Source organism: Hungatella sp., assembly GCF_046966825.1.
The window spans coordinates 44,477-69,886 of sequence record NZ_JBKVCZ010000001.1; the positions used below are offsets into that span (position 1 = coordinate 44,477).

25 protein-coding genes are annotated in these 25,410 nt (G+C 45.5%); 23 read left to right on the forward strand and 2 right to left on the reverse strand.

The genetic code is table 11. The features are described 5' to 3' along the window. The first annotated feature begins 9 nt into the window (after positions 1 to 9). The 17 genes from ACLTD4_RS00210 to ACLTD4_RS00290 all read left to right on the forward strand — a co-directional run bounded on the left by ACLTD4_RS00210 (position 10) and on the right by ACLTD4_RS00290 (position 15,422). A complete protein-coding gene (locus ACLTD4_RS00210; RefSeq protein WP_117621893.1) occupies positions 10 to 438 on the forward strand; it encodes a phage tail assembly chaperone in 429 nt (142 codons plus the stop codon). A 14-nt stretch (positions 439 to 452) separates the two neighbouring features. After that, positions 453 to 617, forward strand: coding sequence for a hypothetical protein (locus ACLTD4_RS00215; RefSeq protein WP_181988638.1), 165 nt, complete (start codon positions 453 to 455; stop codon positions 615 to 617). A gap of 47 nt (positions 618 to 664) precedes the next feature. After that, a complete protein-coding gene (locus ACLTD4_RS00220; protein WP_117621894.1) occupies positions 665 to 3,106 on the forward strand; it encodes a tape measure protein in 2,442 nt (813 codons plus the stop codon). Further along, positions 3,106 to 3,777, forward strand: a complete 672-nt coding sequence (locus tag ACLTD4_RS00225) for a LysM peptidoglycan-binding domain-containing protein (protein WP_117621895.1) — start codon at positions 3,106 to 3,108, stop codon at positions 3,775 to 3,777. The genes ACLTD4_RS00220 and ACLTD4_RS00225 overlap by 1 nt, the downstream gene beginning before the upstream one ends. A 15-nt stretch (positions 3,778 to 3,792) precedes the next feature. Next, the gene (locus tag ACLTD4_RS00230) at positions 3,793 to 4,749 is read left to right on the forward strand and encodes a hydrolase (RefSeq protein ID WP_117621896.1); all 957 of its coding nucleotides are present in this window, start codon (positions 3,793 to 3,795) and stop codon (positions 4,747 to 4,749) included. Then, a complete protein-coding gene (locus ACLTD4_RS00235; RefSeq protein ID WP_117621897.1) occupies positions 4,742 to 5,068 on the forward strand; it encodes a DUF2577 domain-containing protein in 327 nt (108 codons plus the stop codon). The genes ACLTD4_RS00230 and ACLTD4_RS00235 overlap by 8 nt, the downstream gene beginning before the upstream one ends. A gap of 1 nt (position 5,069) precedes the next feature. Next, complete coding sequence (locus ACLTD4_RS00240; protein WP_117621898.1) at positions 5,070 to 5,501, forward strand: DUF2634 domain-containing protein; 432 nt, start codon at positions 5,070 to 5,072, stop codon at positions 5,499 to 5,501. After that, complete coding sequence (locus ACLTD4_RS00245) at positions 5,501 to 6,526, forward strand: baseplate J/gp47 family protein (protein ID WP_117621899.1); 1,026 nt, start codon at positions 5,501 to 5,503, stop codon at positions 6,524 to 6,526. The genes ACLTD4_RS00240 and ACLTD4_RS00245 overlap by 1 nt, the downstream gene beginning before the upstream one ends. A 404-nt stretch (positions 6,527 to 6,930) precedes the next feature. Next, positions 6,931 to 9,282, forward strand: a complete 2,352-nt coding sequence (locus ACLTD4_RS00250; protein WP_412331072.1) for a hypothetical protein — start codon at positions 6,931 to 6,933, stop codon at positions 9,280 to 9,282. Positions 9,283 to 9,330: 48 nt separating this feature from the next. Continuing rightward, complete coding sequence (locus ACLTD4_RS00255; RefSeq protein ID WP_117621900.1) at positions 9,331 to 9,945, forward strand: putative phage tail protein; 615 nt, start codon at positions 9,331 to 9,333, stop codon at positions 9,943 to 9,945. A gap of 2 nt (positions 9,946 to 9,947) precedes the next feature. Beyond that, on the forward strand, positions 9,948 to 10,334 hold the full coding sequence (locus ACLTD4_RS00260; RefSeq protein ID WP_117621901.1) for a hypothetical protein: 387 nt from the start codon (positions 9,948 to 9,950) through the stop codon (positions 10,332 to 10,334). Between the two features lie 4 nt (positions 10,335 to 10,338). After that, positions 10,339 to 11,322 carry a hypothetical protein gene (locus tag ACLTD4_RS00265; protein WP_117621902.1) on the forward strand — a complete coding sequence of 328 codons (984 nt, stop codon included), beginning with the start codon at positions 10,339 to 10,341 and terminating at the stop codon, positions 11,320 to 11,322. Positions 11,323 to 11,336: 14 nt separating this feature from the next. Next, a complete protein-coding gene (locus ACLTD4_RS00270; RefSeq protein ID WP_117621903.1) occupies positions 11,337 to 11,717 on the forward strand; it encodes a hypothetical protein in 381 nt (126 codons plus the stop codon). A 305-nt stretch (positions 11,718 to 12,022) separates the two neighbouring features. Beyond that, positions 12,023 to 13,081, forward strand: a complete 1,059-nt coding sequence (locus ACLTD4_RS00275; RefSeq protein ID WP_117621904.1) for a hypothetical protein — start codon at positions 12,023 to 12,025, stop codon at positions 13,079 to 13,081. A 51-nt stretch (positions 13,082 to 13,132) separates the two neighbouring features. Next, positions 13,133 to 13,621, forward strand: coding sequence for a phage holin family protein (locus ACLTD4_RS00280; protein ID WP_117621905.1), 489 nt, complete (start codon positions 13,133 to 13,135; stop codon positions 13,619 to 13,621). 124 nt (positions 13,622 to 13,745) lie between these two features. Then, positions 13,746 to 14,519, forward strand: coding sequence for a hypothetical protein (locus tag ACLTD4_RS00285; RefSeq protein WP_117621906.1), 774 nt, complete (start codon positions 13,746 to 13,748; stop codon positions 14,517 to 14,519). Between the two features lie 237 nt (positions 14,520 to 14,756). Continuing rightward, on the forward strand, positions 14,757 to 15,422 hold the full coding sequence (locus ACLTD4_RS00290) for a hypothetical protein (RefSeq protein WP_055660001.1): 666 nt from the start codon (positions 14,757 to 14,759) through the stop codon (positions 15,420 to 15,422). Positions 15,423 to 15,501: 79 nt separating this feature from the next. Here ACLTD4_RS00290 and thrS read toward each other — a convergent pair whose 3' ends face one another. Then, positions 15,502 to 17,403, reverse strand: a complete 1,902-nt coding sequence (gene thrS / locus ACLTD4_RS00295) for a threonine--tRNA ligase (protein ID WP_117621907.1) — start codon at positions 17,401 to 17,403, stop codon at positions 15,502 to 15,504. Between the two features lie 547 nt (positions 17,404 to 17,950). Here thrS and ACLTD4_RS00300 point away from each other — a divergent pair. From ACLTD4_RS00300 to ACLTD4_RS00320, 5 genes are all read left to right on the forward strand, one after another. Then, on the forward strand, positions 17,951 to 18,985 hold the full coding sequence (locus tag ACLTD4_RS00300; RefSeq protein WP_117621908.1) for a leucine-rich repeat protein: 1,035 nt from the start codon (positions 17,951 to 17,953) through the stop codon (positions 18,983 to 18,985). Positions 18,986 to 19,045: 60 nt separating this feature from the next. Beyond that, a complete protein-coding gene (locus tag ACLTD4_RS00305; RefSeq protein WP_117621909.1) occupies positions 19,046 to 20,365 on the forward strand; it encodes a VWA-like domain-containing protein in 1,320 nt (439 codons plus the stop codon). Further along, positions 20,362 to 21,867 (forward strand): ATP-binding protein, encoded by a 1,506-nt coding sequence (locus ACLTD4_RS00310; protein WP_055659993.1) that lies wholly within the window; start codon positions 20,362 to 20,364, stop codon positions 21,865 to 21,867. Before ACLTD4_RS00305 ends, ACLTD4_RS00310 begins: the two co-directional genes overlap by 4 nt. A 184-nt stretch (positions 21,868 to 22,051) precedes the next feature. Continuing rightward, positions 22,052 to 22,264 (forward strand): DUF378 domain-containing protein, encoded by a 213-nt coding sequence (locus ACLTD4_RS00315; RefSeq protein WP_002605301.1) that lies wholly within the window; start codon positions 22,052 to 22,054, stop codon positions 22,262 to 22,264. A gap of 324 nt (positions 22,265 to 22,588) precedes the next feature. Then, a complete protein-coding gene (locus ACLTD4_RS00320; protein ID WP_002605300.1) occupies positions 22,589 to 24,064 on the forward strand; it encodes an aldehyde dehydrogenase family protein in 1,476 nt (491 codons plus the stop codon). Between the two features lie 171 nt (positions 24,065 to 24,235). Here the strand turns inward: ACLTD4_RS00320 and ACLTD4_RS00325 are convergent, their stop codons facing one another. Continuing rightward, complete coding sequence (locus ACLTD4_RS00325) at positions 24,236 to 24,820, reverse strand: AAA family ATPase (RefSeq protein ID WP_034533437.1); 585 nt, start codon at positions 24,818 to 24,820, stop codon at positions 24,236 to 24,238. Positions 24,821 to 24,994: 174 nt separating this feature from the next. On the opposite strand from ACLTD4_RS00325, the gene ACLTD4_RS00330 reads away from it, so the two are divergent. Beyond that, a complete protein-coding gene (locus ACLTD4_RS00330) occupies positions 24,995 to 25,375 on the forward strand; it encodes a zinc ribbon domain-containing protein (protein ID WP_117621910.1) in 381 nt (126 codons plus the stop codon). Positions 25,376 to 25,410 lie beyond the last annotated feature (35 nt).

The window sequence follows — 25,410 nt, forward strand, 5'->3', positions numbered from 1 at the left end:
TAAAAGAATATGGGTGAATTAAGCTGTTTTTTGGCACAGAATGCCATTAAGGTGGAGAATGTTAAGTGTATCGTATCAAATCGTTTCGTGGGGGCGGATAAAAAACCTGTGAAATGGGAAATCAGAGGCATTTCTTCTGAAGAAGATGAAGTGTTAAAAAAGGCTTGTACAAAAAGGGTGCCAGTTCAGGGAAAAAAAGGAATGTTTGTTCCGGAAACAGATTACAGCCTTTACGTTGGAAAGCTGGCGGCGGCCTGTACCGTGTATCCGGATCTTACTAATAAAGAACTTCAGGATTCCTATCATGTGATGGGAAGTGATACTCTTTTAAAGAAAATGCTGAATCCGGGTGAGTACAATGACTATCTGGCGAAGGTTCAGGAGGTCAACGGATTCGATATTGATATGAACGATCTGGCGGAAGAAGCAAAAAACTAATCAATGGAGGCGATATGGAAGCAAACATTGCTTATTATTGCCTCCATAAGCTTCATAAATGGCCTCATGAATTTTTGTCATTGAGCCGGTATGAAAAGGCTTATGTGATAGCAGCAATGGAGTTGAAGCTGGAGCATGATAAAGAGGAAGCTAAGAAGGCGAAGGCAAAGAAGAGGTAGGAGCTGTCGCGACAGCCCCATATAGTTTTAATGAAAGGAGTAAATACATGGCTAATTTACGCTCATCAATCAAGGCACTGGAGCGGATGTCTTCATACTGCGAACGTAATACTCAGTCTCTGATTGTTATGTGGGACACGTTAGAACGTGTCAAGGTTACAATAGATAAGGGGTCAGGCACGGCTATGATGGATTCAGCCCGACAGGAAATTGTCCGGGCAACGGTAGAACTTGTGCGTTATCAGAAGGAACTTGACCGTACAGCGTCAACCGTTATCCCTCCAGCTATACCAACGGAAACGCAGGCCCCTTTGCAGATCCCAATGCGGCCAGCAGCTTCAACACCTGCTGAACAACCTTCGTGGTCACCTGTATCCACTCCGCCTGTTTTTTTAAACAGTGGCGCTACACGGTTTGTATCTGAATTTCAGGAGGCAGATCAGGTGGCACGGCAGCTCTATAAAAGTCAACAAACCATTTCTGAACAAGCCAGAAGAATGGTGGTTACACCGCCGGGGATGTTAAACGACATGGCTTCCATAGAAAACCGTATACAGGCGCTGCATGTCCGGCTTCAGCAGTTTAATAATATTCCGGTTGATTTGAGGACTGAGCAGACCAATAATGAATTAGAGGCATTGAGGGGGAAATTAAATAAAGTCCAGGGGGCACAGGATAATTTGAGTCAGGCCATGTCGAAAATGGATATTGGTGAGATAAATAATGCATATAAGCAACTGGACGATTCCGTAGGTTCCGCGGGGAAGGAAATTAGAAATAGTCTGGCATCACAGAATCAATTTAACAATGCTGTTAAAAATGGTACAGGTGCAGCTTCCGGTCTGGAAGGAAAGATTAAGAATATTGCAAAGAGTATTGCAAAGTCTTTTAGTGTTCAAAAAATAATGGCATTTTCAGATGACGTTACACGCACAACGGCACGTCTGGATATGATGAACGATGGTGCCCAGTCTACAGAGGAGCTGAATCAAAAAATATTTGCCTCCGCGCAGCGGTCAAGGGCGCCTTACATGGAAACAGCGGCGGCCATAGCCAATATGGGAATCAATGCAGGCAGTGCCTTTAGCAGTAATGATGAAATGATCGCTTTCATGGAACAGGCGAATAAGCAGTTTGTTATCGGTGGAGCTTCAGCACAGGATCAGGCAAGCGCAATGTCACAGTTAACAAATGCAATGGCGGCAGGTACAATGAGCGGTGCAGAGTTGAATTCGATACTGAATGCAGCCCCGGGGATAGCCCGGACGATCGAGCAGAATATGGGGTGGGCAGAAGGATCTTTAAGACAGTATGCTGAGAGGGGAGAGGTGTCTGCCCAGGTTGTAAAAGCTTCTCTTCTTAACATGGCACAGGAGACAAACGATAAATTTAATTCTATGCCTGCTACATTTGGCCAGATTATAAATACCATTCAAAATTCGTTATTGCAGGCATTTTGGCCGGTTATTCAGATGATAGGAAACGGAGCAGCGTATATTAGTGAAAACTGGTCGGCAATTGCACCTGTATTTTATGGAGTCGCTGCAGGAATCCTTTTTTTTGCCGCAGCTAATCTGATTGCTGATTTGGCGGCTAAGGGATTAATGACCACATTGCTTGCAAACCCGTTAACATGGATTGCTTTGATTATAGGAACAGTGGTGTATATGATTTATAAATGGGTACAATCTGTTGGCGGAATACAAATCGCCTGGCTCATCTGTGTGAATGCTGTTAAAACACAGTTAGACAAGTTAAAATTTATGATTGCAGCAGCAGGAGTAATTATACAGAATGGTCTTGGGGATATGCTTCTGGGACTTAACTCGTTTCGGATATGGGTATTAGATATTTTGGATTATCTGAAAGTGTCAGGCCTTTTAATTATGCAGGAGTTTATAAACGGCGCAATTGATCGTATTAATGAGCTGATAAGTTTAGTGAACAGCATTACAGGAACATCAATTGAGTTAATTGGCCATGTAGAATTTGGAACAGAAGCGCAATTAGAAGCCGAGGCAAGAAAGAGCCAGAGAGCAGCCAGCCTTGCCGCGCAGAAGGAGGCCAATCTGGCTGCTAAAAAAAGCAGGGCGCAGGATTTGCGCTGGCAGGAATATGATATGCATCAGAACAGATTAAAACGTGAGGCTGAGATAGAATCAGTGAAGGCTGATATGGCAGCGAAAACAGCAGGGCAGGATAATACCTTCGGAGGATATGATACTGATATATCAGGTAATACCGGACGTACTGCCGCTAATACCGCCGCTATGGCTGACACGATGGACGTTATGGACGAGGAATTGAAATATATGCGTGATGCCGCCGAGCAGGAGATTATCAACCGTTTTACACTTGCAGATTTAAAGGTGGAGGTCAAAAACAGCAATACGCTTACGAAAAAGGCGGATTTTAGTGATATGGGTCAGGCACTTGCAGTATTTACAAACGATTTCCTTTCTGCTGCTGCGGAAGGAGGCCATATATAATGGGTTATGAAGTATATATTGATGACATGCGTCTTCCCATTCCTCCCGAGAAAATCCCGATCAAGTATCCGGGCCAGAATAAAACGTCTGTTTTGATCAATGGCGAGGAGGTCAACATGGTTCGGCCTCCCGGCCTGGCGGAGATCAGCATTGAAGCAGTAATCCCCCAGGTGAATTATCCCTGTGCGGTATGGGATGGCAGCATTGATTGTGCAGAAGATTTCCTGGAGCACCTTAAATCATTAAAGGAGAGCAGAGAGCCGTTTGAATTCATCGTAATTCGTGATGGTCCGGGCCGGAATGACTTCTTTGATACGAACATCAATGTAACATTAGAGGATTATAGTGTTTCTGATGATGTGAATGAAGGGTTGGATCTAACTGTGTCACTTTCCATGAAGGAATATAAAAGCTACGGAACTAAGATTATGGAATTTAAGATTAAGGAGGATCAGGATACTCCAGAGACTACAGACTCAATTCCGAAAAGAGAAGGAACTCTTCCGGCATCAGAAATGTACACGGTACAGAAGGGGGACTGTCTCTGGAATATTGCTAAAAAAAGGTTGGGTAACGGTAACCGTTGGCGGGAGATTTATGATCTCAACCGTGACAAAATCAGCAATCCCAATTTAATTCAACCTGGCTGGGTTCTCACTATGCCGTTATAGAAGGAGGAGGAACAGATGGAAGTACATCTATATATCCAGAATGATCGAACAGTTTACGAACCAGTGGTGGGTGGGAGTATCAGCTGGGAAATGGAGCGGAAGGGACAGCCGGGGAAATGTTCCTTCACGCTGATTCCTGATGATGTGCTTAAGATTGAAGAGGGCAATGCGGTTCGTCTGGATGTAAATGGAACGCCGGTATTCTTCGGCTTCATCTTTGAGCGGGGCTGGGGAAGCGAAGGGCTGGTGAAGGTAACGGCTTATGACCAGCTGCGGTATCTGAAAAATAAGAAGAGTTATAATTATACGGGGCTTACCGCAGGGGAAGTAATTCGGATGATCGCAGGTGATTTTCACTTGCAGACGGGAGAGTTGGCGGACACCGGCTGGATGCTGGAGCGCAATGAAAAGAACAGCACACTTTTTGATGTAATCCTAAATGCTCTCGACTTAACCATGATTCGTACTGGAAAGATTTACGTTCTGTATGATGATGTGGGAAAGCTGACACTAAAAAATGTGGAAGATATGAAGCTGGATATTGTAATTGATGAGACGACGGCGCAGGATTATGACTTTAAAATCAGTATTGACAGCAGCACCTACAATCAGATCAGAGTGTATTGCGAAAATAATAATACAAATGCAAGAGAAGTCTATATGACAAAAGACACCGAAAATATCAATAAATGGGGAATTTTGCAATATGACGAATCAATTGACAGCGGTGCGGATGGTCAAAACATTGCCGAAACGTATTTGAAATTCTATAATCAGCCCTCAAAGAGCCTGAATATAAAAGATGCCTTTGGTGATGTCAGGGTGCGTGCGGGCTGCCTGATCCCCGTATTACTGGATATCAAAGATATGGAATTAAAAAATTATCTGCTGATTGAATCAGTGACTCATAAGATTGATGAGGGAATCCATACTATGGATTTAAGATTGAGAGGAGTAGGTATCAATGGCTGATGCAGAATGGATTGATAACATGAGGAAGATTGTCCTGCAAGCGGTAGAGGCTGGGGATCCCTGCGATATTGTGTCGGGGACTGTGACAAAAACAGCGCCGCTGGAAATACGATGGGGGCCAAATGCATTCCTTGCTGCCTCACAGCTCATAGTTCCCCAGTACCTGACGGACCACATACAGACAATGGATATTCCTGGAATGGGGGAAGTCAATGTTTCTGTTAAAAATGGGTTAGAGGCCGGAGACGAGGTACTGCTGATTCAGAAACGGGGCGGTCAGCGGTATCTTGTTGTAGACCGCTGGCAGAAAGGAGTGTGACATGCTGCCGGAAACAGGTAATATTCTAAAACAGGATTTTAAGATTCGACAGATTCCTTCAAAAACGTACAGGTTAAACGTCATGGGTGTTTCTGATAACACAGAGGGAATAGAGATAAAGCGTATTTCTGGAATGTTGGATGGGTTGGAAGCAGTAAAACAGACCATTTTCTGTATTCTTAATACGGAACGGTTTGACTGCCTGATTTATAGCTGGAATTATGGCGTGGAATTGAACGGATTATTTGGAAAGTCTCTGGGAGTGGCAAAGTCGAAATTGAAAAAGAGGATACGGGAAGCATTGACGCGGGATGACAGAATTGTAAGCGTTGATGCTTTTTCATTTACCAATAAGGGAAGAAAGCTGCTGGTGTCATTTCGGGTACAGACAAAGTTTGGAACAGTCGATACGCAGAAGGAGGTGGAAATCTAATGTATGAGAATATAACATATGAAGTGATTTTAAATCGGATGCTGGACCGCGTACCGGATTACATGGACAAAAGGGAAGGGTCTGTTATTTATGACGCCATGGCGCCTGCAGCCGTAGAAATGCAGAATCTGTATATAGAGTTGGATTGGGCACTGGAACAGGTTTTCGCCGGGACTGCAGACCGGGATAATTTAATCAGGCGCTGCGCGGAGTGGGGCATCATTCCTTATCCGGCGACGAGGGCTGTGTTAAAAGGGGAGTTTAACATAGATATTGAATCAGGTAAAAGATTTTCACTTGGGACACTGAACTATACCGTAACAGAAAAGATCAGCGAAAGGATATACCGTATGGAATGTGAGACGCCAGGAGCAATTGGAAACCGATTTCTGGGTACTCTGATTCCAATTGATTATATTCCAGACCTCACACATGCGGAGTTAACAGAGGTACTTCTTGAAGGAAATGAAGAAGAAACGACGGATGCGCTTAGAGAACGATTTCTTTTTAAGGTGCAGAAGCCTTCCACCAGTGGGAATGCATATGATTACTATAACTGGACTATGGAATGTCCCGGCGTGGGGGCTGCTAAAATTTATCCGCTGGCATTAGGGCCGGGTACTGTGAAGGTTGTGATTGCTGATGCAGACCGTTCGGCTGCCGGAACAGAGCTGGTTGAACAGGTAAAAGAGCATATTGAGGGAAAACGGCCGATCGGTGCAGATGTGACTGTGGTTTCTGCTGTGGAAAAGAGTGTCAGTGTGACCGCAAAGGTAAGACTTCAAAATGGAGTAAATCTGGGAACTGTGCAGGAACTCTTTCTCAGGGATTTTACAGATTACCTGCGAAGTGGTGCATTTGAGATTTCTTATGTTAGTCTGGCAAGAACGGGTAATTTGCTTCTTGGTGTGACGGGGGTGGAAGATTTTGTAGAGTTGAAGCTGAATGGCCAGATGCGGAATATTGAATTGGATGAGAAGGAAATAGCAGTTGCTGGAACCGTGATTCTGGAGGTGATGCAGTAATGGAGGTTAGCAGTTTTACAGAGAAACTGAATAAAGTGGATGGAAATATCTATGTAATTGAAGAGGAGGTACGGCCAGTTGATGGTGTGTACGAAGCATTGCTGGCCCATGATAACATCAATACTGCTACTCTGTCCATATGGACCGGCCCAAAACTGACGGGGAAGAGGATAGAGTCCTATGTACTCTCAACACCTGGCCTGATGCCATGGAAAAAGAGTATCCGCCTTTATTCAGATGCGCCTGTGGTGTATATCAGTTATGAGACCGATGGAGATACTGTAGAAGCAGAAGATATTAACCTGGTACAGGAAAAGACTGTAGAAACTCAGACGGCGCTTAATGCAGAGGAGAAACGTGCGACGGCGGAAGAGGAAAGGATAGCGGCGGATCTGGCCAACGAGATGAGCCGGGCAGAAAGAGCAGAGGCGGAACTGACGAAAAACCTGCAGGAAGAAACCGCCAGAGCGGAAGGGGCAGAGAAAGTCCTGACAGAAAACATGCAGTCAGAGGTATCCAGGGCAAAGGCGGCTGAAAAAGCTAATGCGGATCATATCACTGCAGAAGCGGCACGTGCGGAGACGAAAGAGCTGGAACTGCAAAGCAGTATTAAGTCAGAAACCGCCCGAGCAGTTACGATAGAGAAGTCTATCAGGGATACGATTGCAGCCAACAAACCAAACTGGGACGATAAATACTCCCGCAATGAAGTGGATAATAAATTCAGCGCTTTGGAAACGGCTATTGACTGGAAAGAGGCGGTTGATACTTTTTCAGATATTGCCGCTGTTTATCCGGATCCCGAGGATGGCTGGACGGTTAATGTCAAGGATACGGATTATACTTATAGATGGAATGGGACGGTATGGATTGCCATTTCAGCGAATGCGATACCAAAAGCAACTCATAGCGTTGATGGTCTTCTTAGTAAAGAAGACAAGGCAGCCTATGACGATGCGAACAGCAGGAAATATATCCACAACAATAAATCCATTCTTGATAAGATTACGCAGGCAGTGACAGATAACTGGAATATGGCATATACCCATGTGAGCGACACGATCAAACATATTACCGTATTGGAGCGAACGAATTGGAATGATGCGGATAGTAAAAAGCACACTCACTCCAATAAAAGTATTCTGGATGGGATCACGCAGACGTTAATGGATGCCTGGAATACAGTTGGTAATAAGGTTGACAAGGTGTCTGGAAAGGGATTGTCGGCCAATGACTATACGACGGCCGAAAAAACAAAATTATCGGGGATCGCAGCCGGTGCAGAAGTTAATATACAGTCTGACTGGGCTGTAAAAGATTCGGCATCTGATGCCTATATTAAAAATATACCTTCTTCGTTTCCGCCAGCAGTACATACTCATACGAAGAGCCAAATTACGGATATGCCGGCAAAGCTGTCACAGTTTGCCAATGATATTGGATATATTACAGCTGCTGACGTGGATACGAGCCAGAATCATACCCATGCCAATAAAACTGTACTGGATAAGATCACCCAGGCATTGATGGATAAATGGAACAGTGCACTTACTGCGCTGCCTGTGCATACCCACACGAAGTTACAAATAACAGATTTTCCAGCATCGTTGCCGGCAAACGGAGGGACGGCCTCTTATGCAAATTACTTAAATGTTAATAGTTTGACGGCAAATGCAGATTTAAATACAATTACTGCTCCCGGACTGTATTCCTGTCCAACAAATGCAACGTCCGCTACATTGAACAATTGTCCATCGGCTTCTGCTTTTTTTATGATTGTTGGTAAGCATGCTGGTATATACCAGGAGGTAACAGAATATGCAATAACAAATCCCAAAAAGTATATGAGAAACTATTACAATAATTGGGGAAATTGGTATCGGGTGTATACGGAGGCGAATAAGCCGACAGCCGGTGAGCTGGGAGCAGAACCTGTCTTTACCAAGAAATCAGCATTCAATAAGGACTTTGGGAGCACTGAGGGGACTGTATGCCAGGGAAATGATGCCAGACTCAGTGACTCGCGTTTAGCCAATGGAGGAAATGCAGCCACAGTAAATAAACATACAATAAATGCAGACGTGCCAGCAGGAGCAAAGTTTACTGATACGGTTTATACACACCCGACTACTTCAGGTAACAAGCATATTCCTACTGGAGGAATTTCCGGACAGTTTTTAAAATGGTCATCGGATGGCACTGCGGTCTGGGCGGCAGATACGAACACTACATATGATATTGCCACTGTGTCGACAGCTGGTTTGATGTCAGCGGCAGATAAAACAAAGTTAAATGGGATTGCCAGCAACTCTAATAATTATGTTCATCCAAACACCGGAGTTATGGCCGGAACATATCGAAGTGTTACAGTTAATGTCCAGGGACATGTAACGGGGGGCATAAATCCTACAACACTGGCCGGATACGGAATCGCAGATGCAGCGGCAAAGAACCATAATCATGATGGTATCTATATAAAAAGAACTCACCGGATTTTGACTTTAACGGCAGCAGGATGGAGCAGTTCTTATCCTTTTAGCCAGGAAGTAACTGTCTCTGGGGTATTGGAGGGCGATGATATCAAAGTAATTGGGGTATATGTGCCAGAGAATGCAATTCTGGATCAGGTGAAAGCATGGAATAAGGCCGCCGGGTATCTTATATGTAATCCAAACGGGGTGGCAGCTGGAAAAATAACCTTTAAGGCATACAAGAAACCGATGGTAGATTTTCAGATAATTACGGAAGGTGCCTGATATGATAAGGTGGGCAATATAACTGTCTGGAAAGAGGTGATTTAGAATATGTATGGTAAGATAAGATATGGTCTTGTGCAGTATGCTCAGGAATCAGAGGATATTCGGCCAACAGAAGAATTTTTTGTGGATTTGGCCAGATACGCGCCGCCCTTTTTGTCAGAGCTTCTGGAATTGAAGGAACTCTACCAGGCGGAGGGATACGAAGTTGGATATCTTCAGAATAATTTTAGAAATTTGTTTGACCAGTGTTTTATTGTGACGGCAACCTGGGGGCTGGTTCTGTGGGAGGAGATGTATGAGATCACTACAAACTTATCTCTGTCTTACGAACGGCGTCGTGAGATCCTCATGGCAAAACTGCGAGGGCAGAGTACAACAACAAAACAGATGATAGAAGAAACAGCCGCAGCATTTTCTGGAGGAGAAGTGCTGGTTATCGAGGATAATACGAAATATCATTTTGTTGTGCGTTTTGTGGGGATTAAGGGAATACCACGAAACATGCAGGCTTTTATTGAGATGCTGGAGGCGGTTAAACCGGCCCACATGTCTTATAGTTTTGAGTATACTTATACAGTCTGGGGAGATTTAAAAGCAATGATGTGGGGAGAACTTAAAACAAAAACGTGGAAACAAGTAAAAGTTATGAAAGGAGTGTAAGGATGCAGACAACACAATATTATGGATTAAAGAAGCCCGAAGAGACTGATGTGGCAACGCCTGAAGACTTTAATAATAATATGGATATACTTGATGGAGTTTTAAAAAAAATGGTTACCCGGCGGATTATAACTCTTACTGCTGCAGCGTGGAGCGGATCGTACCCATATACTCAAACTGTAAATTGTACTGGTTTAACGGCTGTCGATGATATGAAAGTAATAGGGGTCTATATTCCAGAAAATGCAACAATAGATCAAGTAAAAGCCTGGAACAGAGCCGCAGGCTTTTTAATGTGTAATCCGGACGGAGTAGCCAATGGAAAAATAACCTTTAAGGCATATAAGAAACCTACGGTAGATTTTCGAATTTTGACAGAAGGAGGTTGATGAGATGGGAAAAGTAATACCAATGCCGGGAGGCGGTGCTGATCTTGACGGGTTGACAGCAGTACCCTATAGTGTTCTGGCTGACAAAGTGTTTTATGGGGCGGGGAGTGATGAGCCCCAAAGAGGGTTAATTCCTTCTGCGAATCAGCAGACATATTCAAATATCTCCTGGTGGGATAATAACAGTGGTTACTTTATCAGAATGGAACCGGGCAACTATTCAGTTGCAGATGAAAATGGAGAAAAACCTTATGTGTTCGTTCCGGTCAGTAAATTCAGAAGTGACCTTGGAATTTCAGCCGATAAAATCCGAGCCGGATATAATATAGCTGGAGTCCAAGGGGATACGTGGGTAGTATGGACTGGTGACGTGTCAGCGGATAATACTAAAGTACTGAACGGATATACATACTGGAAAAATGGTGTGAAGTGCACTGGTAATATGGCAAGTTTTTCACCGGGAACTCATGCTCCAGAGTCTGGAATGAATGGACAAGGGCTTTACTATTATTTTCCTAATGGGTACTATCAATCAGATGGACATAATGCCTGGAACTACCGCACGCCTTCTGAAGTGGCAAATGCTATTGGATTAACTGCTGAGAAAATGGTACAAGGTCAATCATGTCTTGGTATTTGGGGAACAGTACCTAATATAAATGTAAGGACATTTAGGGCAACCGTGAATTCCACATCGACTTCGTTAGGATTTCTGTCTTATAATAATAGAACAATTAGCTATCCATATATAGATGTAAATGTTGGGTTCAGTACAATACTTCATGCAGAGGCATTATATGTACCAAATACAGCATACCATTCGTATTATAGCCGTTCAGGGAATTATTTTCTTATTAATTATGCCCAAGATTATTGTGCTTGTGCACGAATGGATGGTCCCAATATGATATTTGGGACAAATAATGTTGTAAGAATTCCAGTTAATAAAAGATCAACCCAATATGATGTAATTGTGATGGGATACTGATAGGAGGTCAGTTAATGAAAATATATACTAATAAAAATTATGAAGTTCTCTCGTTGGATGTACAGCCAGATCAATATGTATATGAAATTGAAACTGATAAAACAAGAGAAGAGATTTTTGGTACTTGGTGTATCGAATGTATTAGAAAATACAGGTATGAGCCAACATATGAGTTCTTGCTAGACCGAAACGGTAATATTGTTTTAAATGAAGCAGGTGACCCCATTTATAAAAAAGACTTAAAAGGTGAACGCATACAAAACGGTTGGACATGGTATTCTCTTGTTAGCCATCAGCGCTTACAACAGATTCAGGAAAAAAATCAGATTCAGTCACAAATTGATGATCTTACCTGCGTCATGGCAGACGTGATTGGGGGGGTGTACAATGCTTAGTAATATTGCAAAAAATATAATTATAGAGGCTTTGCGTATAAGAAAGGAACGCGGCGAGGATTCAGCAAAAATACTGGATACATATAGAAATTTGTCCAAAGATGAAAAGGTGGAGATACTCAAAATATTAGATTCTGATAATCAGAATTATAGGTTTTAATTTTTAAACTTTCTTTACAGTATCTAATCGTAGTAAGTAATTTTAATTTATAATACAAAAATAAGGTTTAATATTTTGATATTTTAACTCTAATTTCTAGTTTTACTTACCTATAATTCTGATTATGAGGAGAAAGGAGTAGAACGTGGGAAAAGTTATTATAGCATTAGGTGGTGTTGGAGGGATTGATCAGGAAGATTGCACTGCAGGAAGAGCACAGGTATTGTCAGGTTATACTGCAGGGGTACGAGGGGAAGACGATCCAGCGCCCGGAAGTATGCCGGAGAGAGGTTCTTGGGCGGCTAATGTCGGTATGAATGAATCAATTGCTATACCTGATGGTCACCATAATGGTGCGGGTAAAGTTACAGGCCCTGCGGTAACACAGCGTGGGGCTTGGAACGGCTCCGTAGGACTGAATGCCCAAATTGCTGTTCCAGAGGGATACCACAATGGTAGAGGCAAAGTAAGTGGTCCGAATATTGCATTTCAGAATGCAGATGTATCTGGTACGGATCGAGCATATGCAACAGGAATCAGCGCCTGGGGTGGTTGTATCAATTTGGGGGTGAGAAATGGACATTACCTTAATGGTGTTAACTGGATACAGGCTGACTTACCGGGATTACAGCCAGGAAATATTAGACAGGGCACAAATATAGGCGGCTTAGTTGGGACAATGGCGGATTATTCTTATTTGGCCTCAGGGCAAACGTCTTTTAATATGGGAACTTATTCGGGTGTATTGGCGAATGGGTTCTGGGCACAGTATACAATACAAAATTATAATGATGGCAGCATAGATATAAGAGCTTATAAAACTGCTTCTGAAAATTACATGATGTTATCGAAGAAATCCATTCATTTAGGCCCCTTTAGCAAAGTACGAATAGAATTTTCGCCTAAATTTTATAAATCAGAATCGTATTCATGGTTTGAAATTATTTGCGGCTTTCTTCCCAAAACATGTTATTACAATGGCTATCAGATTCTTGATAGTGCTTCAAACACAGGGCGTCCATCATTTTCACCATATTTCGATCATTATAGTGAATGGAATAAGAACGGAGTTTATGTATATGAATTAAACATCTCACCAAATTATAAAAATGATTTTTGGTTTTTTGGCATACAAGGCTCGATAAATACAAAAAATTATAAAACAAATATAATTTCATTAAGAAAAATAGAATTTTTAACTTAATATACCGCCGCTCAAAAGCGGCTTATTTTATTTCAATAGAAAGGAATCACTATGAAAAAGGAATATATAATTGCAGTCCAGGGGATCTCGGCTTTTGTGGGTGCCTGGTTTTCCGATAAGCTGGGAATTCTGTTTCCGGTGATGTGCATCCTGATTACCATGATGGTTGTGGATTATATTACGGGAATGCTGGCCAGCAAGGTGGAAGCAATTGATCATCTGGGCGATGACCGTTTTGGCTGGACATCAAAGAAGGGCGCCAAAGGGATCATAAAAAAAGTCGGTTATCTCTGTGTTATTGCAGTGGCTATGGTAGTAGATTATATAATTATCATGATATCTAAGGATCTTGGGTTTAATATGCCTGTTTCAGCCTTTTTTGGGTTATTAGTGGCTGTTTGGTATATACTCAATGAATTGCTGTCTATTATTGAAAATGCAGGCAGAATGGGGGCTAACGTGCCGGATTGGCTATGTAAGTACATAGCGGTATTAAAGGACAAGATTGACAGTACGGATTATAGAATTGATGATAATTAGTAACGACAACCAATCCTTCCGTACGGCGGGGGAGTGGCGGTACTGCTGTAATATTACATTTTGTGAAGTAACAATGATGGGGCCTGGGAAACATTCCGGGCCTTTTTTAATGGAGAATAACGATATGGAAAAAACAAGAAATGGACTGATAGAGCATTGCAATAGTAAGATTGGCACACCATACGTATTTGGCGCCAAAGGAGAGCCTATGACTCAGGCACGTATTGACCAGCTGGCTCGCGAAAATCCCGGTACCTATACATCTGCCTATAAGTATAAGGCAGCTAAATACATTGGCCAGCACTGTACGGACTGCAGCGGTCTTATCAGCTGGTACACGGGCCGGATCAGGGGGAGCTACAACTATTATGACACTGCAGTAGAACGTGTAAACATTGACCATCTGGACGAATCTATGACTGGTTGGGCACTGTGGAAACCGGGACATATTGGGGTGTTTATCGGTAATGGCTGGTGTATCGAAGCAAAGGGGATTAACTATGGAACAATTAAGACCAAAGTATCCGCTACAGCCTGGCAAAAGGTACTTAAGCTGTGTGATATTGACTACTCGTCTGATCAGGTGCCTGTAACATACCACGAGGGGTTTCAGCCAACTGCAGATGGTCAGAGATGGTGGTATCAGTATTCTGACGGCTCTTATGCCTGCAATGGTTGGTACTGGTTGCGGGAGGCAACAGATGGTACGTGCGGATGGTATCTGTTTGACAGAGAAGGAAACATGCTTACAGGGTATCAGTTGGATCCGGCGGGGGAAGCTTTTCTTCTTTGTCCGGACAAGGGATCCAATGAGGGCAAGTGTATGATTACTGACGCTAGGGGCGTGCTGCGAATTGTAGAAGAGTATGATTTTGATAAGAGGCAGTATAAGGTTTAGAGGTAATAGACAGAGTAATTACTTTGGCCTTCCCATGGCTGTGATTCGATCATTATGAGCGGAGATGTGGCAGCGTATGCTATGGCGAAATTTTCTGCTCGCCGATATGTTTGAGATAAATAAAGTAAAAAAATAACTATTTTCTGTTATCATCTTCAATAACTCCTGAATCGTGGTATAATTATGGCAGAGTAATGGGTGCAACGTTTATTTTCATGTCTGTTTAGGAGGGATTTTATGATGAAAAAAGGAAAATGCTTTGCGGCATTGCTGATCACAGCCGTAATAGCGATGGCGCCGGTAAACGCGTACGGTTTCGAGACAGCGGGGGAGTATTTTGAGATCAGTTCAGAGGAGGCGGGAGCCTTCTTATACGATGGGACGACTGTCATGGCGGGGACTGACGGGGAAATGATTCTTACTAAATCTGAGAGCGGCTGGGTGCGCCGTGCCTCAATCAGAACCACTGACATGAACGTCATAACAGCGGAGATTGTTCTGAATGAGGAAGGGCTCAATACAATTCGGTACCATGCTAAAAACGCCGGAAAGGCCCAGCTAATCGTTGTAGTACCCAGCGGAGCCGCCGTGAACATGGGAACCTTTTATGTTATGGACGCCAGGGGAGACGGGACCATAGATGGAGGATGGATACAGGAAAATGACCAGTGGAAATATAAGAAGGGCGATGGAAGCTTTGTAAGCAGTGCCTGGCTGATGGATAAGGGAAAACGTTATTATTTTGGAGAAGACGGCGTTATGGCTGTAAATCAGTGGCTGAAAGGCTGGTTCTGCTGGTATTACGCCGGACCGGATGGGGCCATGATGACCAATACTGTCACGCCTGACGGGTATGAACTGGACGATACAGGGGCGTACTACGATCCGACATTAAGCGATTGAGAAAACAGGGAGAACGAGGCGATGATATCAGCCCCGTTCTCCCTGTTTCTTTATTTACTTGCGTTCTTCAATCTCGTTCTTAATCGCGTTCTTCAATCTCTTTCTTCAGCATTTCTGTAAATTCATCCAGCGTCATGGTGACATTTTCACCGGAATCGCGGTAACGGACTGCCACCGTATGATTCTCCTCCTCCTTCGCTCCTGCCACCAGCATATACGGAACCTTCTCAAGCTGTGCCTCGCGGATCTTGTAGCCGATCTTTTCCGGGCGTTCATCGATCTCACAGCGGATGTGGCTCTTCTTTAAGGCATCGTACACATTTTTTGCATATGCCGCATTCTTGTCGGAGATCGGGAGCACCTTAACCTGAACAGGAGCCAGCCATGCCGGGAATTTTCCTGCATAATGTTCGATCAGAATGCCGATGAAACGCTCAATGGAGCCCAGCAGTACTCTGTGAATCATGATCGGGCGGTGTTTCTCGCCATCCGCGCCTGTATATTCCGCCTCAAACCGCAGCGGAAGCTGGAAATCAAGCTGTATGGTACCGCACTGCCAGGTGCGGCCTAAGGAGTCCTCTAAGTGGAAGTCGATCTTCGGACCGTAGAAGGCGCCGTCGCCTTCGTTGATGATATAGTCGTATCCCATCTCATCAAGCGCTTCTCTTAAGCTGTTTGTCGCCATCTCCCAATCCTCGTCGCTGCCCATGCTGTCTTCCGGGCGGGTGGAGAGTTCGACGTGGTATTTAAAGCCAAACATATTATAGACCTCGTCGATGAGGCGTACCACGCCTTTGATTTCATCGGTGATCTGATCCGGCGTCATGTAGATATGGGCGTCGTCCTGTGTGAAGCAACGAACCCGCATGAGGCCGTGGAGCGCACCGGATTTTTCGTGGCGGTGTACCAGGCCGAGCTCTCCCATGCGCAGCGGCAGATCACGGTAGGAACGCGGCTGGGATTTGTAAACCAGCATACTGCCCGGACAGTTCATGGGCTTGATTGCAAATTCCGTATCGTCAATGGTTGTTGTATACATGTTTTCCTTGTAATGATCCCAATGGCCGGAAGTCTCCCACAGAGAGCGGTTTAACATGATGGGAGTGGCGATTTCCACGTATCCCTCGCGCTCATGGATCTCACGCCAGAAGTTTGTCAGCGCATTTTTTAACACCATGCCCTTCGGCAGGAAAAATGGAAATCCCGGGCCTTCGTCCATGATCGTAAACAGACCCAGTTCTTTTCCCAGTTTCCGGTGATCGCGCTTTTTCGCTTCCTCAATTCTGGTTAAATATGCCTCTAAATCGGAGGCCTTGGGGAACGATGTGCCATAGATTCTGGTCAGCATCTTATTGTGCTCGTCACCGCGCCAGTAAGCGCCGGCGATGGAGGTCAGCTTAAATGCCTTCACAGGACCAGTAGTCATTAAATGCGGCCCCGCGCAGAGGTCGGTATATTCGCCCTGACGGTAAAAGCTGATGGTTTCTTCTTCAGGAAGATCCTCGATAAGCTCAACCTTGTAAGGCTCATCCTTCTCCTTTATGAGGGCGATGGCTTCCTCACGCGGAAGCGTAAAATACTCCAGTTTTAAGTCTTCTTTGACGATCTTCTTCATTTCCGCTTCCAAAGCTTCTAAGTCCTCCGGAGAAAATGGTTCCGGGCGGTCGAAGTCATAGTAAAATCCGTCGGCTATAGACGGTCCGATGGCCAGTTTTGTCTCCGGAAACAGCCTTTTGACGGCCTGCGCCAGAATGTGGGAAGTGGTATGATGGAAGGCCGCCCTGCCGCCTTCGTCTTCAAAGGTCAGGATCGTAAGCCCGCAGTCTCCGGATACAATAGTACGCAGATCCGCCGGGGTTCCATCGATCTCCGCGGCGCACGCCTTTTTCGCCAGGCCGGCGCTTAAGGATGCTGCAATCTCATAGACGGACAGCGGGCTGTCAAATTCTTTTACTTCTCCATTTTTTAAAGTTACTTTCATGATGATCCTCCTTATACTCTGAGATTTATGATGCTTTTTCGTGAGACGTGATTGCTTCAATCCACATTTGTTTATTCCCGCGAGCAACGAGCCAAACGGACACGCTGGCGCGTCCATTTGGCGACTGCCGCGAGGTTTTTGACTGTTGAAAAGAACAAAAAACACCCCTGGACAGAATAATCCTGTCCAAGGGTGCATGAATGTCGGATGCACGGTTCCACCTTGATTTTTCACTCGTGTCCAAACGTGAGACACTGCTTCCTTAACGCAGAAGATACGCCGCCATTGGTTTGACGGTGCTCGGGAGTGGTGTTCGCCATACTTTACGGAAAACGGCTTTCAGCAGGTATGCCGTTTTTCTCTGTCTCGCATTTAGAATGGGTACTGGTTCCGTCATTGCAGTTCGATTTGCTCTTATGATTCTTAGGTTATACCTTTCTTTTTTGTTTGTCAAGAGAAAATTTATCCATTGCAATTTTGATTTGTTTCTGTTATATTCATCTGTTATACAATAGATCCGTATAACAGAAAGGCAGGACGTCTGTTCATGTTTTTATATCAGATAAAGAACGAAGCAATCGCAATACTCGGCTGCAGAAGCTATGACGGCCTGGTCGAGATTCCTGAGACAATAGATGGAAAACTGGTGACAGAGCTGGCGGCATACGCTTTTTCCGAGGGATGGGGACGGCGGGAAATGCTAAAGGCAGCGGGAAAGATTCTGCTGGCCGACGCCGAAGGGAATGCACAAAACGGAATGGAAGCGGAGATGAATGCCTCCAGTCCCGAGGCTGTCGAACTGCCGCCGGTGGCATGCTGCGGCCACTTAAAGGAAATCATTCTTCCGCGGACGATTAAAAAAATCGGCAACTACGCATTCTATAACTGTTTTGAACTGAATACGATCCGGTGCTATAGCACGATTGAAGATGTAGGGTCCGGCCTGTTTACCGGTTGTACCGGCATCAGACATATGGATATTCACATTGTTCCGGACCGCCGTTCCTGTTCTAAGGAACTGATATCAGAATTGAGACAGGAACTTTATGTAAACTATTATACAGAATCAGAATTAAACTTACCACCTGCAAAATCAGCTCTCCAGGCAAAACTGGTATTCCCGGAAATGTTTGAGGAATCCGTGGAAAATACACCCGCCCGCATCATCATGCGGGAAATGCATGGATGCGGCCACATGTACCGCTACTGTTTCGAGCAGACCGAATTCCGTTTTTCCAAATACGATGCGCTGTTTCCCCATATCAAAGTTCAGGAGCCGGAGCGGGTCGTCTGCTCCCTTGTTATGGGGCGGCTTAAGTATCCTTTGGAATTGATGGAACCGCATCGAGGGGCGTATGAGGAGTATCTGAGCGAACACATGGGTAGGGCCGCGGAATGTGCACTGGCAGCGGGAGATACGGAAACTTATTCCTGGCTGGCGGTCCATTATGCGGACCGGAAGGAAACGCTGGATGAGATGATCGAACTGGCCGGCCGGGAAGGTGAGACGGAGGTACTGAGCGGCCTGATGGATCTGCGCCACCGGCGTTTCCCGGCAAAAAAACGGTCATTTTCGCTGTAGACATGTAAAGCAGGAAAATGACAGAAAGAAAACAATAAAAAGAAAGGCAGGTGAAGCCTTATGATAGATCCTTTGCGGCAGCAGCAGCTCGACGAGTTAGAAGAGGTAGAAATCTGCCACGATATTCTGACAAATTCCAGAAATGAACTGTATTTAAATTTTCGCTATCTGGACGTGGCCTTAAGCAGTCTAGGATTTCTGGCGGACCGCGCAGGGCGCGGAGTGGCAACGGATGGATTTCTCATCTATTACCAGCCGGAGCATTTGATGAGTATGTATAAACGGGGGAGGGTCCTGATTAACCGGGCTTTTCTTCACATGGTATTCCACTGCCTGCTGGGCCATATGGATACGCGGGGAAAACGGGCGGTCCCGTACTGGAATCTGGCCTGTGACATTGCCATAGAATCCATCATCGATGAATTTTATGTAAAGAACGTTTACCGCCATCAGTCGGTTTACCGGAGAGAAGTATACGCGAAGCTGAAGGAAAAGCTCCGGGTCCTGACGGCAGAGGGCATCTATAAGTTGCTTCAGGATATGGATTTAACGGAAGAGGAATACGAGCGCATGGCGGCAGAGTTTTACGTGGATAACCATGACCATTGGGAGAGGGAAGAAGATCCCAGGATCCGCCAGGAGCGCCAGAATAAGTGGCAGAATAACAGAGAGAAGATGCAGACGGAGATGGAATCCTTCGGCGAGAAGGACGCGGAGGACTCCAGAAGCCTGTTGGAGGCCGTGCGGGTTGAAAACCGGGAACGGTATGATTATAAGCAGTTTCTGCGCAGGTTTTCCGTACTTCGTGAGGAGAACGAGGTGGACCAGGATTCCTTCGACTACGTGTTTTATACGTATGGAATGGAGCTGTACGGCAATATGCCGCTGATTGAACCGCTGGAATCGAAGGAGGTTCACCGCATTGAAGATTTTGTGATCGTGGTGGATACGTCGATGTCCTGCTCCGGGGAGCTGGTGCGGCGGTTCCTGGAGGAGACGTATTCCGTGCTCTGTGAATCCGAGAGCTATTTCCGGAAAATTAATGTCCACATCATACAGTGCGATGAGACGATCCGGTCTGATGAGACGATTACCAGCCAGGACGAAATGAAGGCCTATATGGAGAACTTTACAATATCGGGACTGGGCGGAACTGATTTCCGGCCGGCCTTTGAATACGTGAATGGGCTGATGAATCAGGGGAAATTTAAGAAACTCAAGGGGCTTTTATATTTTACCGACGGAAAGGGAATATACCCTGTCCGAATGCCCGCCTATGACACGGCCTTTGTCTTTGTGGAAGGGCAGTATGAAGATGTATCCGTCCCCGCGTGGGCGATGAAAATTATCCTGACAGAGGAGGAAATAAATCAATTATGAATATAAAACGAGCCAAGGAAGAGATAAAGGATACGATTGAGGCGTATCTGCTGAAGGATGAGTACGGCGCCTATGAAATCCCATCTGTCCGTCAGCGTCCGGTTCTGTTAATCGGACCGCCGGGGGTGGGCAAGACGCAGATTATGGAGCAGATTTCGCGGGAATGCGAAATTGGGCTGGTGGCCTATACCATTACCCATCACACCCGGCAGAGTGCAATTGGACTTCCGTTTATTGTTAAGAAAGAGTATGGCGGTAAGTCTTACAGTGTGACGGAGTACACCATGAGTGAGATCGTGGCATCCATTTACAATAAAATCGAACAGACCGGTCTTTCGGAGGGAATTCTGTTTATCGATGAGATTAACTGCGTTTCGGAGACGCTTGCGCCTGCCATGCTGCAGTTTTTACAGTGTAAGACATTTGGAAACCATCAGATTCCGGAAGGCTGGATCATAGCAGCGGCCGGTAATCCGCCCGAATACAACAAATCCGTAAGGGATTTTGACGTGGTGACCCTGGACCGGATTAAAATGATTCACGTGGAGCCGGACTACGAGGTTTGGAAGCAGTATGCGTATGAACAGTCGATCCATCCCGCCATAATCTCCTATCTGAACGCGAGGCCGGAATCATTTTGCCGGATTGAGACAACGGTGGACGGCCGTCTGTTTGCTACTCCGCGAGGCTGGGAAGATTTATCACGATTTATTGAAGTATATGAAAAACTCGGAAAAAAGGCGGATCGGGAGGTGATCGGACAGTATCTCCAGTACCCGAAGATAGCCAAGGATTTCTCCAATTACCTGGAACTCTATTATAAATACCAGGACGATTACCAGATCGATGAAATTTTAACAGGATCGATCCGCGAAAATCTCTGCAATAAGCTAAAGCATGCCCAGTTTGACGAGAAACTGAGCGTAATCGGCCTCCTGCTCTCGAAGCTGAACAGCGGATTTAAGCAGGTGGTAAAAGATGCGGAAAAGCTGGAAATTTTAATGGCGGAGTTAAAAAAGCTGCATGATGGAAGTCTGGACGGAGATATGGAGGAACGTCTCCGCACGGTGCAAAAGGAATTCAAACAGGTCTGGGAAAAGAAGCGGGAAGCCGGACTTTTAAACCGTCAGAGCGATTACCTGCACCGGGATGTGGAACGGATTCTGGAGCAGTATGAAAAAGAGCTTCGTTTCGCAGAGGCACCGGATCCGGAGGCGGCGTGGGAGACGGTAAAGTCTTACTTTGACCGTGAGCGGGAGCAGTATGAGAAACGGTTCGACGAGAGCGGAGCCATGCTGGAGCACGCCTTTGATTTTATGGAAATATCCTTTGGCGACAGTCAGGAGATGGCGGTGTTTATCACCGAACTGAATACGAATTACTACAGCATAAAATTCCTTCAGGAATATGAGTGCCAGAGATATTACCAGTATAACGAGCGCCTTCTGTTTAACCGCCGGGAGGATGAGATAAAGGAACGGATCGACCATCTGGGAAAATGACAGGTGGTGTGGATTGTCTGTTAATTTAGTACAAAGTGTATAAAAACCCAAAAACTTCCCCATAATAAAAAAAGAAAGCCACTTCAATGAGAAAGGAAATCATTTTCTCCTCTGAGAGGCGGCAGTTATCGCACGCAGGCGGGGAAAAACAGCCGCCGGGTGCTCACAACAAGGAGGTAGTGCCATGGGTAACAAAGCATTGGACTATACAGCCCTTACCATCGCCATTATTGGCGCGGTAAACTGGGGTCTGGTAGGCTTCTTCAATTTTAATCTGGTGTCATTCCTTTTCGGCAGCATGTCCTGGATTTCCAGAATCGTGTATGCGCTGGTCGGAATCTGCGGATTATACCTGCTCACCTTTTATGGTCGCTCAGAAGTAAGTACAGAAAGATAGTAACAGGAAAATGGCGGGAGAATCGCCCGGGCCTTTGAGGCTTCGGCGATTCTCCTGCTTTTTGTGCAGCAGAAACGTGCTCCTGTTACACAAAAAAGCGTTTCGGTTTTGCCTAAAAAATATTTTGATAGTTAATTAACGATCAAAACGCAATTTTGTCAGAAAATGTATATTATACACAAAAATAATTCGATTAGTTGTGAATAAAATATCTATTGTTGCCATTATTTTCCGGAACTGTTATACTGAAGACAGAACAAAAGAGTGCGGCAGGGCCGCGGAGAATGCCCTGCATCAAATTTTTTATTAGAAAGGAGACGTTATATGGAAAATGCAGCAAGAGAGAGCTATAACCTGTACATCAATGGCCAATGGGTCGACGCATCCGATGGCGGTACATTCAAATCTTACTGTCCGGCCAATGGGGAATATCTGTCCACATGCGCGGAAGCTACGAGGGAGGATGTAGACGCTGCGGTAGATGCCGCATGGGCCGCGTGGGAGAGCTGGAAGAAGACGACGCCTGCAGAGAGGGCGGATGCACTGTTAAAGATTGCAGATGTGATTGACCAGAATAAGGAGAGACTGGCTCTTTTGGAGACGCTGGACAATGGAAAACCGATCAGAGAGACCATGACGATCGATATTCCGTATGCATCCGATCATTTCCGTTATTTCGCCGGAGCGGTGAGGACGGAAGAGGGGGAAGCGGCCATGCTGGATGAGAATACGCTGAGCCTGATCTTAAGGGAACCGATCGGCGTCGTGGGCCAGATCGTGCCGTGGAATTTCCCATTCCTGATGGCGGCCTGGAAACTTGCGCCTGTGCTGGCAGCAGGGTGCTGTACAGTATTTAAGCCTTCCAGCTATACTTCCTTAAGCGTGCTGGAGCTGGCGAAGCTGATCGACGGAATTCTCCCTCCTGGTGTCTTTAATATTGTGACAGGAAGAGGTTCGAAGTCGGGGCAGTATATGCTGGAGCATCCGGGTTTCCGGAAGCTGGCATTTACAGGTTCATCCGAGGTGGGCTGCCAGGTAGGATGCGCGGCTTCGGAGAAACTGATACCGTCCACGCTGGAGCTGGGGGGCAAATCGGCTAATATTTTCTTCCCGGACTGTAAATGGGATATGGCGATGGACGGACTGCAGCTGGGAATTCTGTTCAATCAGGGGCAGGTGTGCTGCGCCGGATCCCGTGTATTTGTGCATGAAGACATTTATGACAGATTCGTGGAAGAGGCTGTGGCGAAGTTTAACAGCGTGAAGGTTGGCCTTCCGTGGGAGGCGGACACGATGATGGGATCTCAGATCTACGAGGCTCATTTGAATAAGATTCTGGACTACATAGAGATTGGAAAGAAGGAGGGAGCAAGGGTAGCCTGCGGCGGTGAACGAATCACGGATGGAGAACTGGCAAAGGGCTGCTTCTTAAAGCCGACGCTGCTTGTAGACGTGACAAATGATATGCGGGTGGCGCAGGAAGAGATCTTCGGACCGGTGGCGGTTGTGATGAAATTCAAGGATGAGGAAGATGTGATCCGTATGGCCAATGAGAGTGAGTACGGTCTGGGCGGCGCTGTGTGGACCCGGGATATCAACCGGGCTGTCCGTGTCTGCCGTGCAATCGAAACAGGCCGTATGTGGGTGAATACATATAACGCGATACCGGCCGGAGCGCCTTTTGGCGGCTACAAGAAGTCGGGGATCGGTCGTGAGACCCATAAGGTTATTTTGGAGCATTATACCCAGATGAAGAACATTATGATTAATCTGTCTGAAAATCCATCAGGATTCTATTGATTCGATGCATGAACTGAAGCGGAGACGGCGGTGAGGTGAAACTTTGACGCTTGGCGTGTGTAAGTGTATTATAATCTGCGAAAGGTAAAGAACTGCCGGACAGACTGCCGGATACAGGAATGGAGATGAGATTCCTTGTATCCAGCGGGTCTGTCCGGCAGTTTATGCTGTTTAGCCATTCTCTTCCAGTATTCCAACAATTCTTTTCATAGATTCCTGGTATTCCTGATCGGTCGAGTTATAGAATAAAAGAAGATCGTCGTCAGAGCTGTCCGGCCGGTCAATGGCTGAAGGAATCGAAAAATCCACACCACTGATATATTTATCCCAGTTTTCCAGCTTCCATGTGTCCCGGCTGGAGTTGCGGTGTATCATGCGCTGATGGCAGATCTCGGGGGCCGTGACGACCCAGATGATCTCCAGGCGGGCGTTCTTCATTGCCAGCCGCTTCCGGAACTGATCCATATATTCCGGGTTCCGTATTTCGCGGGTAAACGGCGCATTAATCAGGACAATATCGTCATAATCCAACGCCTCCATGGCAATATTAATGATAGCCTCATATTCATAATTGCGGATATTGGATTCAAAAAAGTCGGAACTCCGGTTGCGTTCCTCACCTGCCACATCGAAAATGCGGTTAGACAGGACAATCAGGGTATCTTTGTCCAGATAGACGACGTGCTTCAGGTTTTTTGCCAGTTGTTTCGAGATGTAGGTTTTTCCGCATGCCGGCGGTGAGGTTACCAGTATCATTTTTTTCAAGACAAATTCCTCCTCTTGCGGCCTGTAAATGGCAGACTGTGTTGATTTACGCCTATTATAAATGGTTTGTCTGTAAAAGTTCAAGGCGGTTTTCTGTAAAGATTAATAGCAGAACAGATAAAATATGGTATAATAAAATAAATTTACTTGAGAAGGAGATTCTTTATGTTTTTCGTCTTTGGGATCAGTCAGGGAAAGAAGGCGCTGAAATACGCGAAGACCGTTATCTGCGCTCAGTGCGGCGGTTATGGGAGATATCAGGTTTTTATGACCTACTCTTATTTCAGCCTCTTTTTTATTCCCATCATAAAATGGAACCGGCATTATTACGTTCAGATGTCATGCTGCAGTACCGTCTATGAACTGGATCAGGAGGTTGGAAGGCGTCTGGCGCATGGAGAACAGCCGGATATAACCGAAAAGGATTTAACGCTTGTGCAGGCTGGGCGCAGAGTGTCCGGATGGAACCGGAAACGGTGTGAAAACTGCGGGTATGAGACCGAAGAGGACTTTGAATACTGCCCGAAATGCGGAACGAAGCTTTAATAAGAGTCGGTTTATAAAACAGGTTTAGAGCTTTT

What these genes read in the sequence shown, in the direction of transcription:
- ACLTD4_RS00320 (WP_002605300.1), top strand. Translation starts at nt 22,589, where the DNA reads ATGGAAAATGCAGCAAGAGAGAGCTATAACCTGTACATCAATGGCCAA.
- ACLTD4_RS00300 (WP_117621908.1), top strand. Translation starts at nt 17,951, where the DNA reads ATGTTTTTATATCAGATAAAGAACGAAGCAATCGCAATACTCGGCTGC.
- ACLTD4_RS00235 (WP_117621897.1), top strand. Translation starts at nt 4,742, where the DNA reads ATGGCTGATGCAGAATGGATTGATAACATGAGGAAGATTGTCCTGCAA.
- thrS (WP_117621907.1), bottom strand. Translation starts at nt 17,403, where the DNA reads ATGAAAGTAACTTTAAAAAATGGAGAAGTAAAAGAATTTGACAGCCCG.
- ACLTD4_RS00330 (WP_117621910.1), top strand. Translation starts at nt 24,995, where the DNA reads ATGTTTTTCGTCTTTGGGATCAGTCAGGGAAAGAAGGCGCTGAAATAC.
- ACLTD4_RS00240 (WP_117621898.1), top strand. Translation starts at nt 5,070, where the DNA reads ATGCTGCCGGAAACAGGTAATATTCTAAAACAGGATTTTAAGATTCGA.
- ACLTD4_RS00325 (WP_034533437.1), bottom strand. Translation starts at nt 24,820, where the DNA reads ATGATACTGGTAACCTCACCGCCGGCATGCGGAAAAACCTACATCTCG.
- ACLTD4_RS00245 (WP_117621899.1), top strand. Translation starts at nt 5,501, where the DNA reads ATGTATGAGAATATAACATATGAAGTGATTTTAAATCGGATGCTGGAC.
- ACLTD4_RS00230 (WP_117621896.1), top strand. Translation starts at nt 3,793, where the DNA reads ATGGAAGTACATCTATATATCCAGAATGATCGAACAGTTTACGAACCA.
- ACLTD4_RS00310 (WP_055659993.1), top strand. Translation starts at nt 20,362, where the DNA reads ATGAATATAAAACGAGCCAAGGAAGAGATAAAGGATACGATTGAGGCG.
- ACLTD4_RS00225 (WP_117621895.1), top strand. Translation starts at nt 3,106, where the DNA reads ATGGGTTATGAAGTATATATTGATGACATGCGTCTTCCCATTCCTCCC.
- ACLTD4_RS00255 (WP_117621900.1), top strand. Translation starts at nt 9,331, where the DNA reads ATGTATGGTAAGATAAGATATGGTCTTGTGCAGTATGCTCAGGAATCA.
- ACLTD4_RS00250 (WP_412331072.1), top strand. Translation starts at nt 6,931, where the DNA reads ATGAGCCGGGCAGAAAGAGCAGAGGCGGAACTGACGAAAAACCTGCAG.
- ACLTD4_RS00260 (WP_117621901.1), top strand. Translation starts at nt 9,948, where the DNA reads ATGCAGACAACACAATATTATGGATTAAAGAAGCCCGAAGAGACTGAT.
- ACLTD4_RS00210 (WP_117621893.1), top strand. Translation starts at nt 10, where the DNA reads ATGGGTGAATTAAGCTGTTTTTTGGCACAGAATGCCATTAAGGTGGAG.
- ACLTD4_RS00305 (WP_117621909.1), top strand. Translation starts at nt 19,046, where the DNA reads ATGATAGATCCTTTGCGGCAGCAGCAGCTCGACGAGTTAGAAGAGGTA.
- ACLTD4_RS00315 (WP_002605301.1), top strand. Translation starts at nt 22,052, where the DNA reads ATGGGTAACAAAGCATTGGACTATACAGCCCTTACCATCGCCATTATT.
- ACLTD4_RS00285 (WP_117621906.1), top strand. Translation starts at nt 13,746, where the DNA reads ATGGAAAAAACAAGAAATGGACTGATAGAGCATTGCAATAGTAAGATT.
- ACLTD4_RS00270 (WP_117621903.1), top strand. Translation starts at nt 11,337, where the DNA reads ATGAAAATATATACTAATAAAAATTATGAAGTTCTCTCGTTGGATGTA.
- ACLTD4_RS00280 (WP_117621905.1), top strand. Translation starts at nt 13,133, where the DNA reads ATGAAAAAGGAATATATAATTGCAGTCCAGGGGATCTCGGCTTTTGTG.
- ACLTD4_RS00290 (WP_055660001.1), top strand. Translation starts at nt 14,757, where the DNA reads ATGATGAAAAAAGGAAAATGCTTTGCGGCATTGCTGATCACAGCCGTA.
- ACLTD4_RS00215 (WP_181988638.1), top strand. Translation starts at nt 453, where the DNA reads ATGGAAGCAAACATTGCTTATTATTGCCTCCATAAGCTTCATAAATGG.
- ACLTD4_RS00220 (WP_117621894.1), top strand. Translation starts at nt 665, where the DNA reads ATGGCTAATTTACGCTCATCAATCAAGGCACTGGAGCGGATGTCTTCA.
- ACLTD4_RS00265 (WP_117621902.1), top strand. Translation starts at nt 10,339, where the DNA reads ATGGGAAAAGTAATACCAATGCCGGGAGGCGGTGCTGATCTTGACGGG.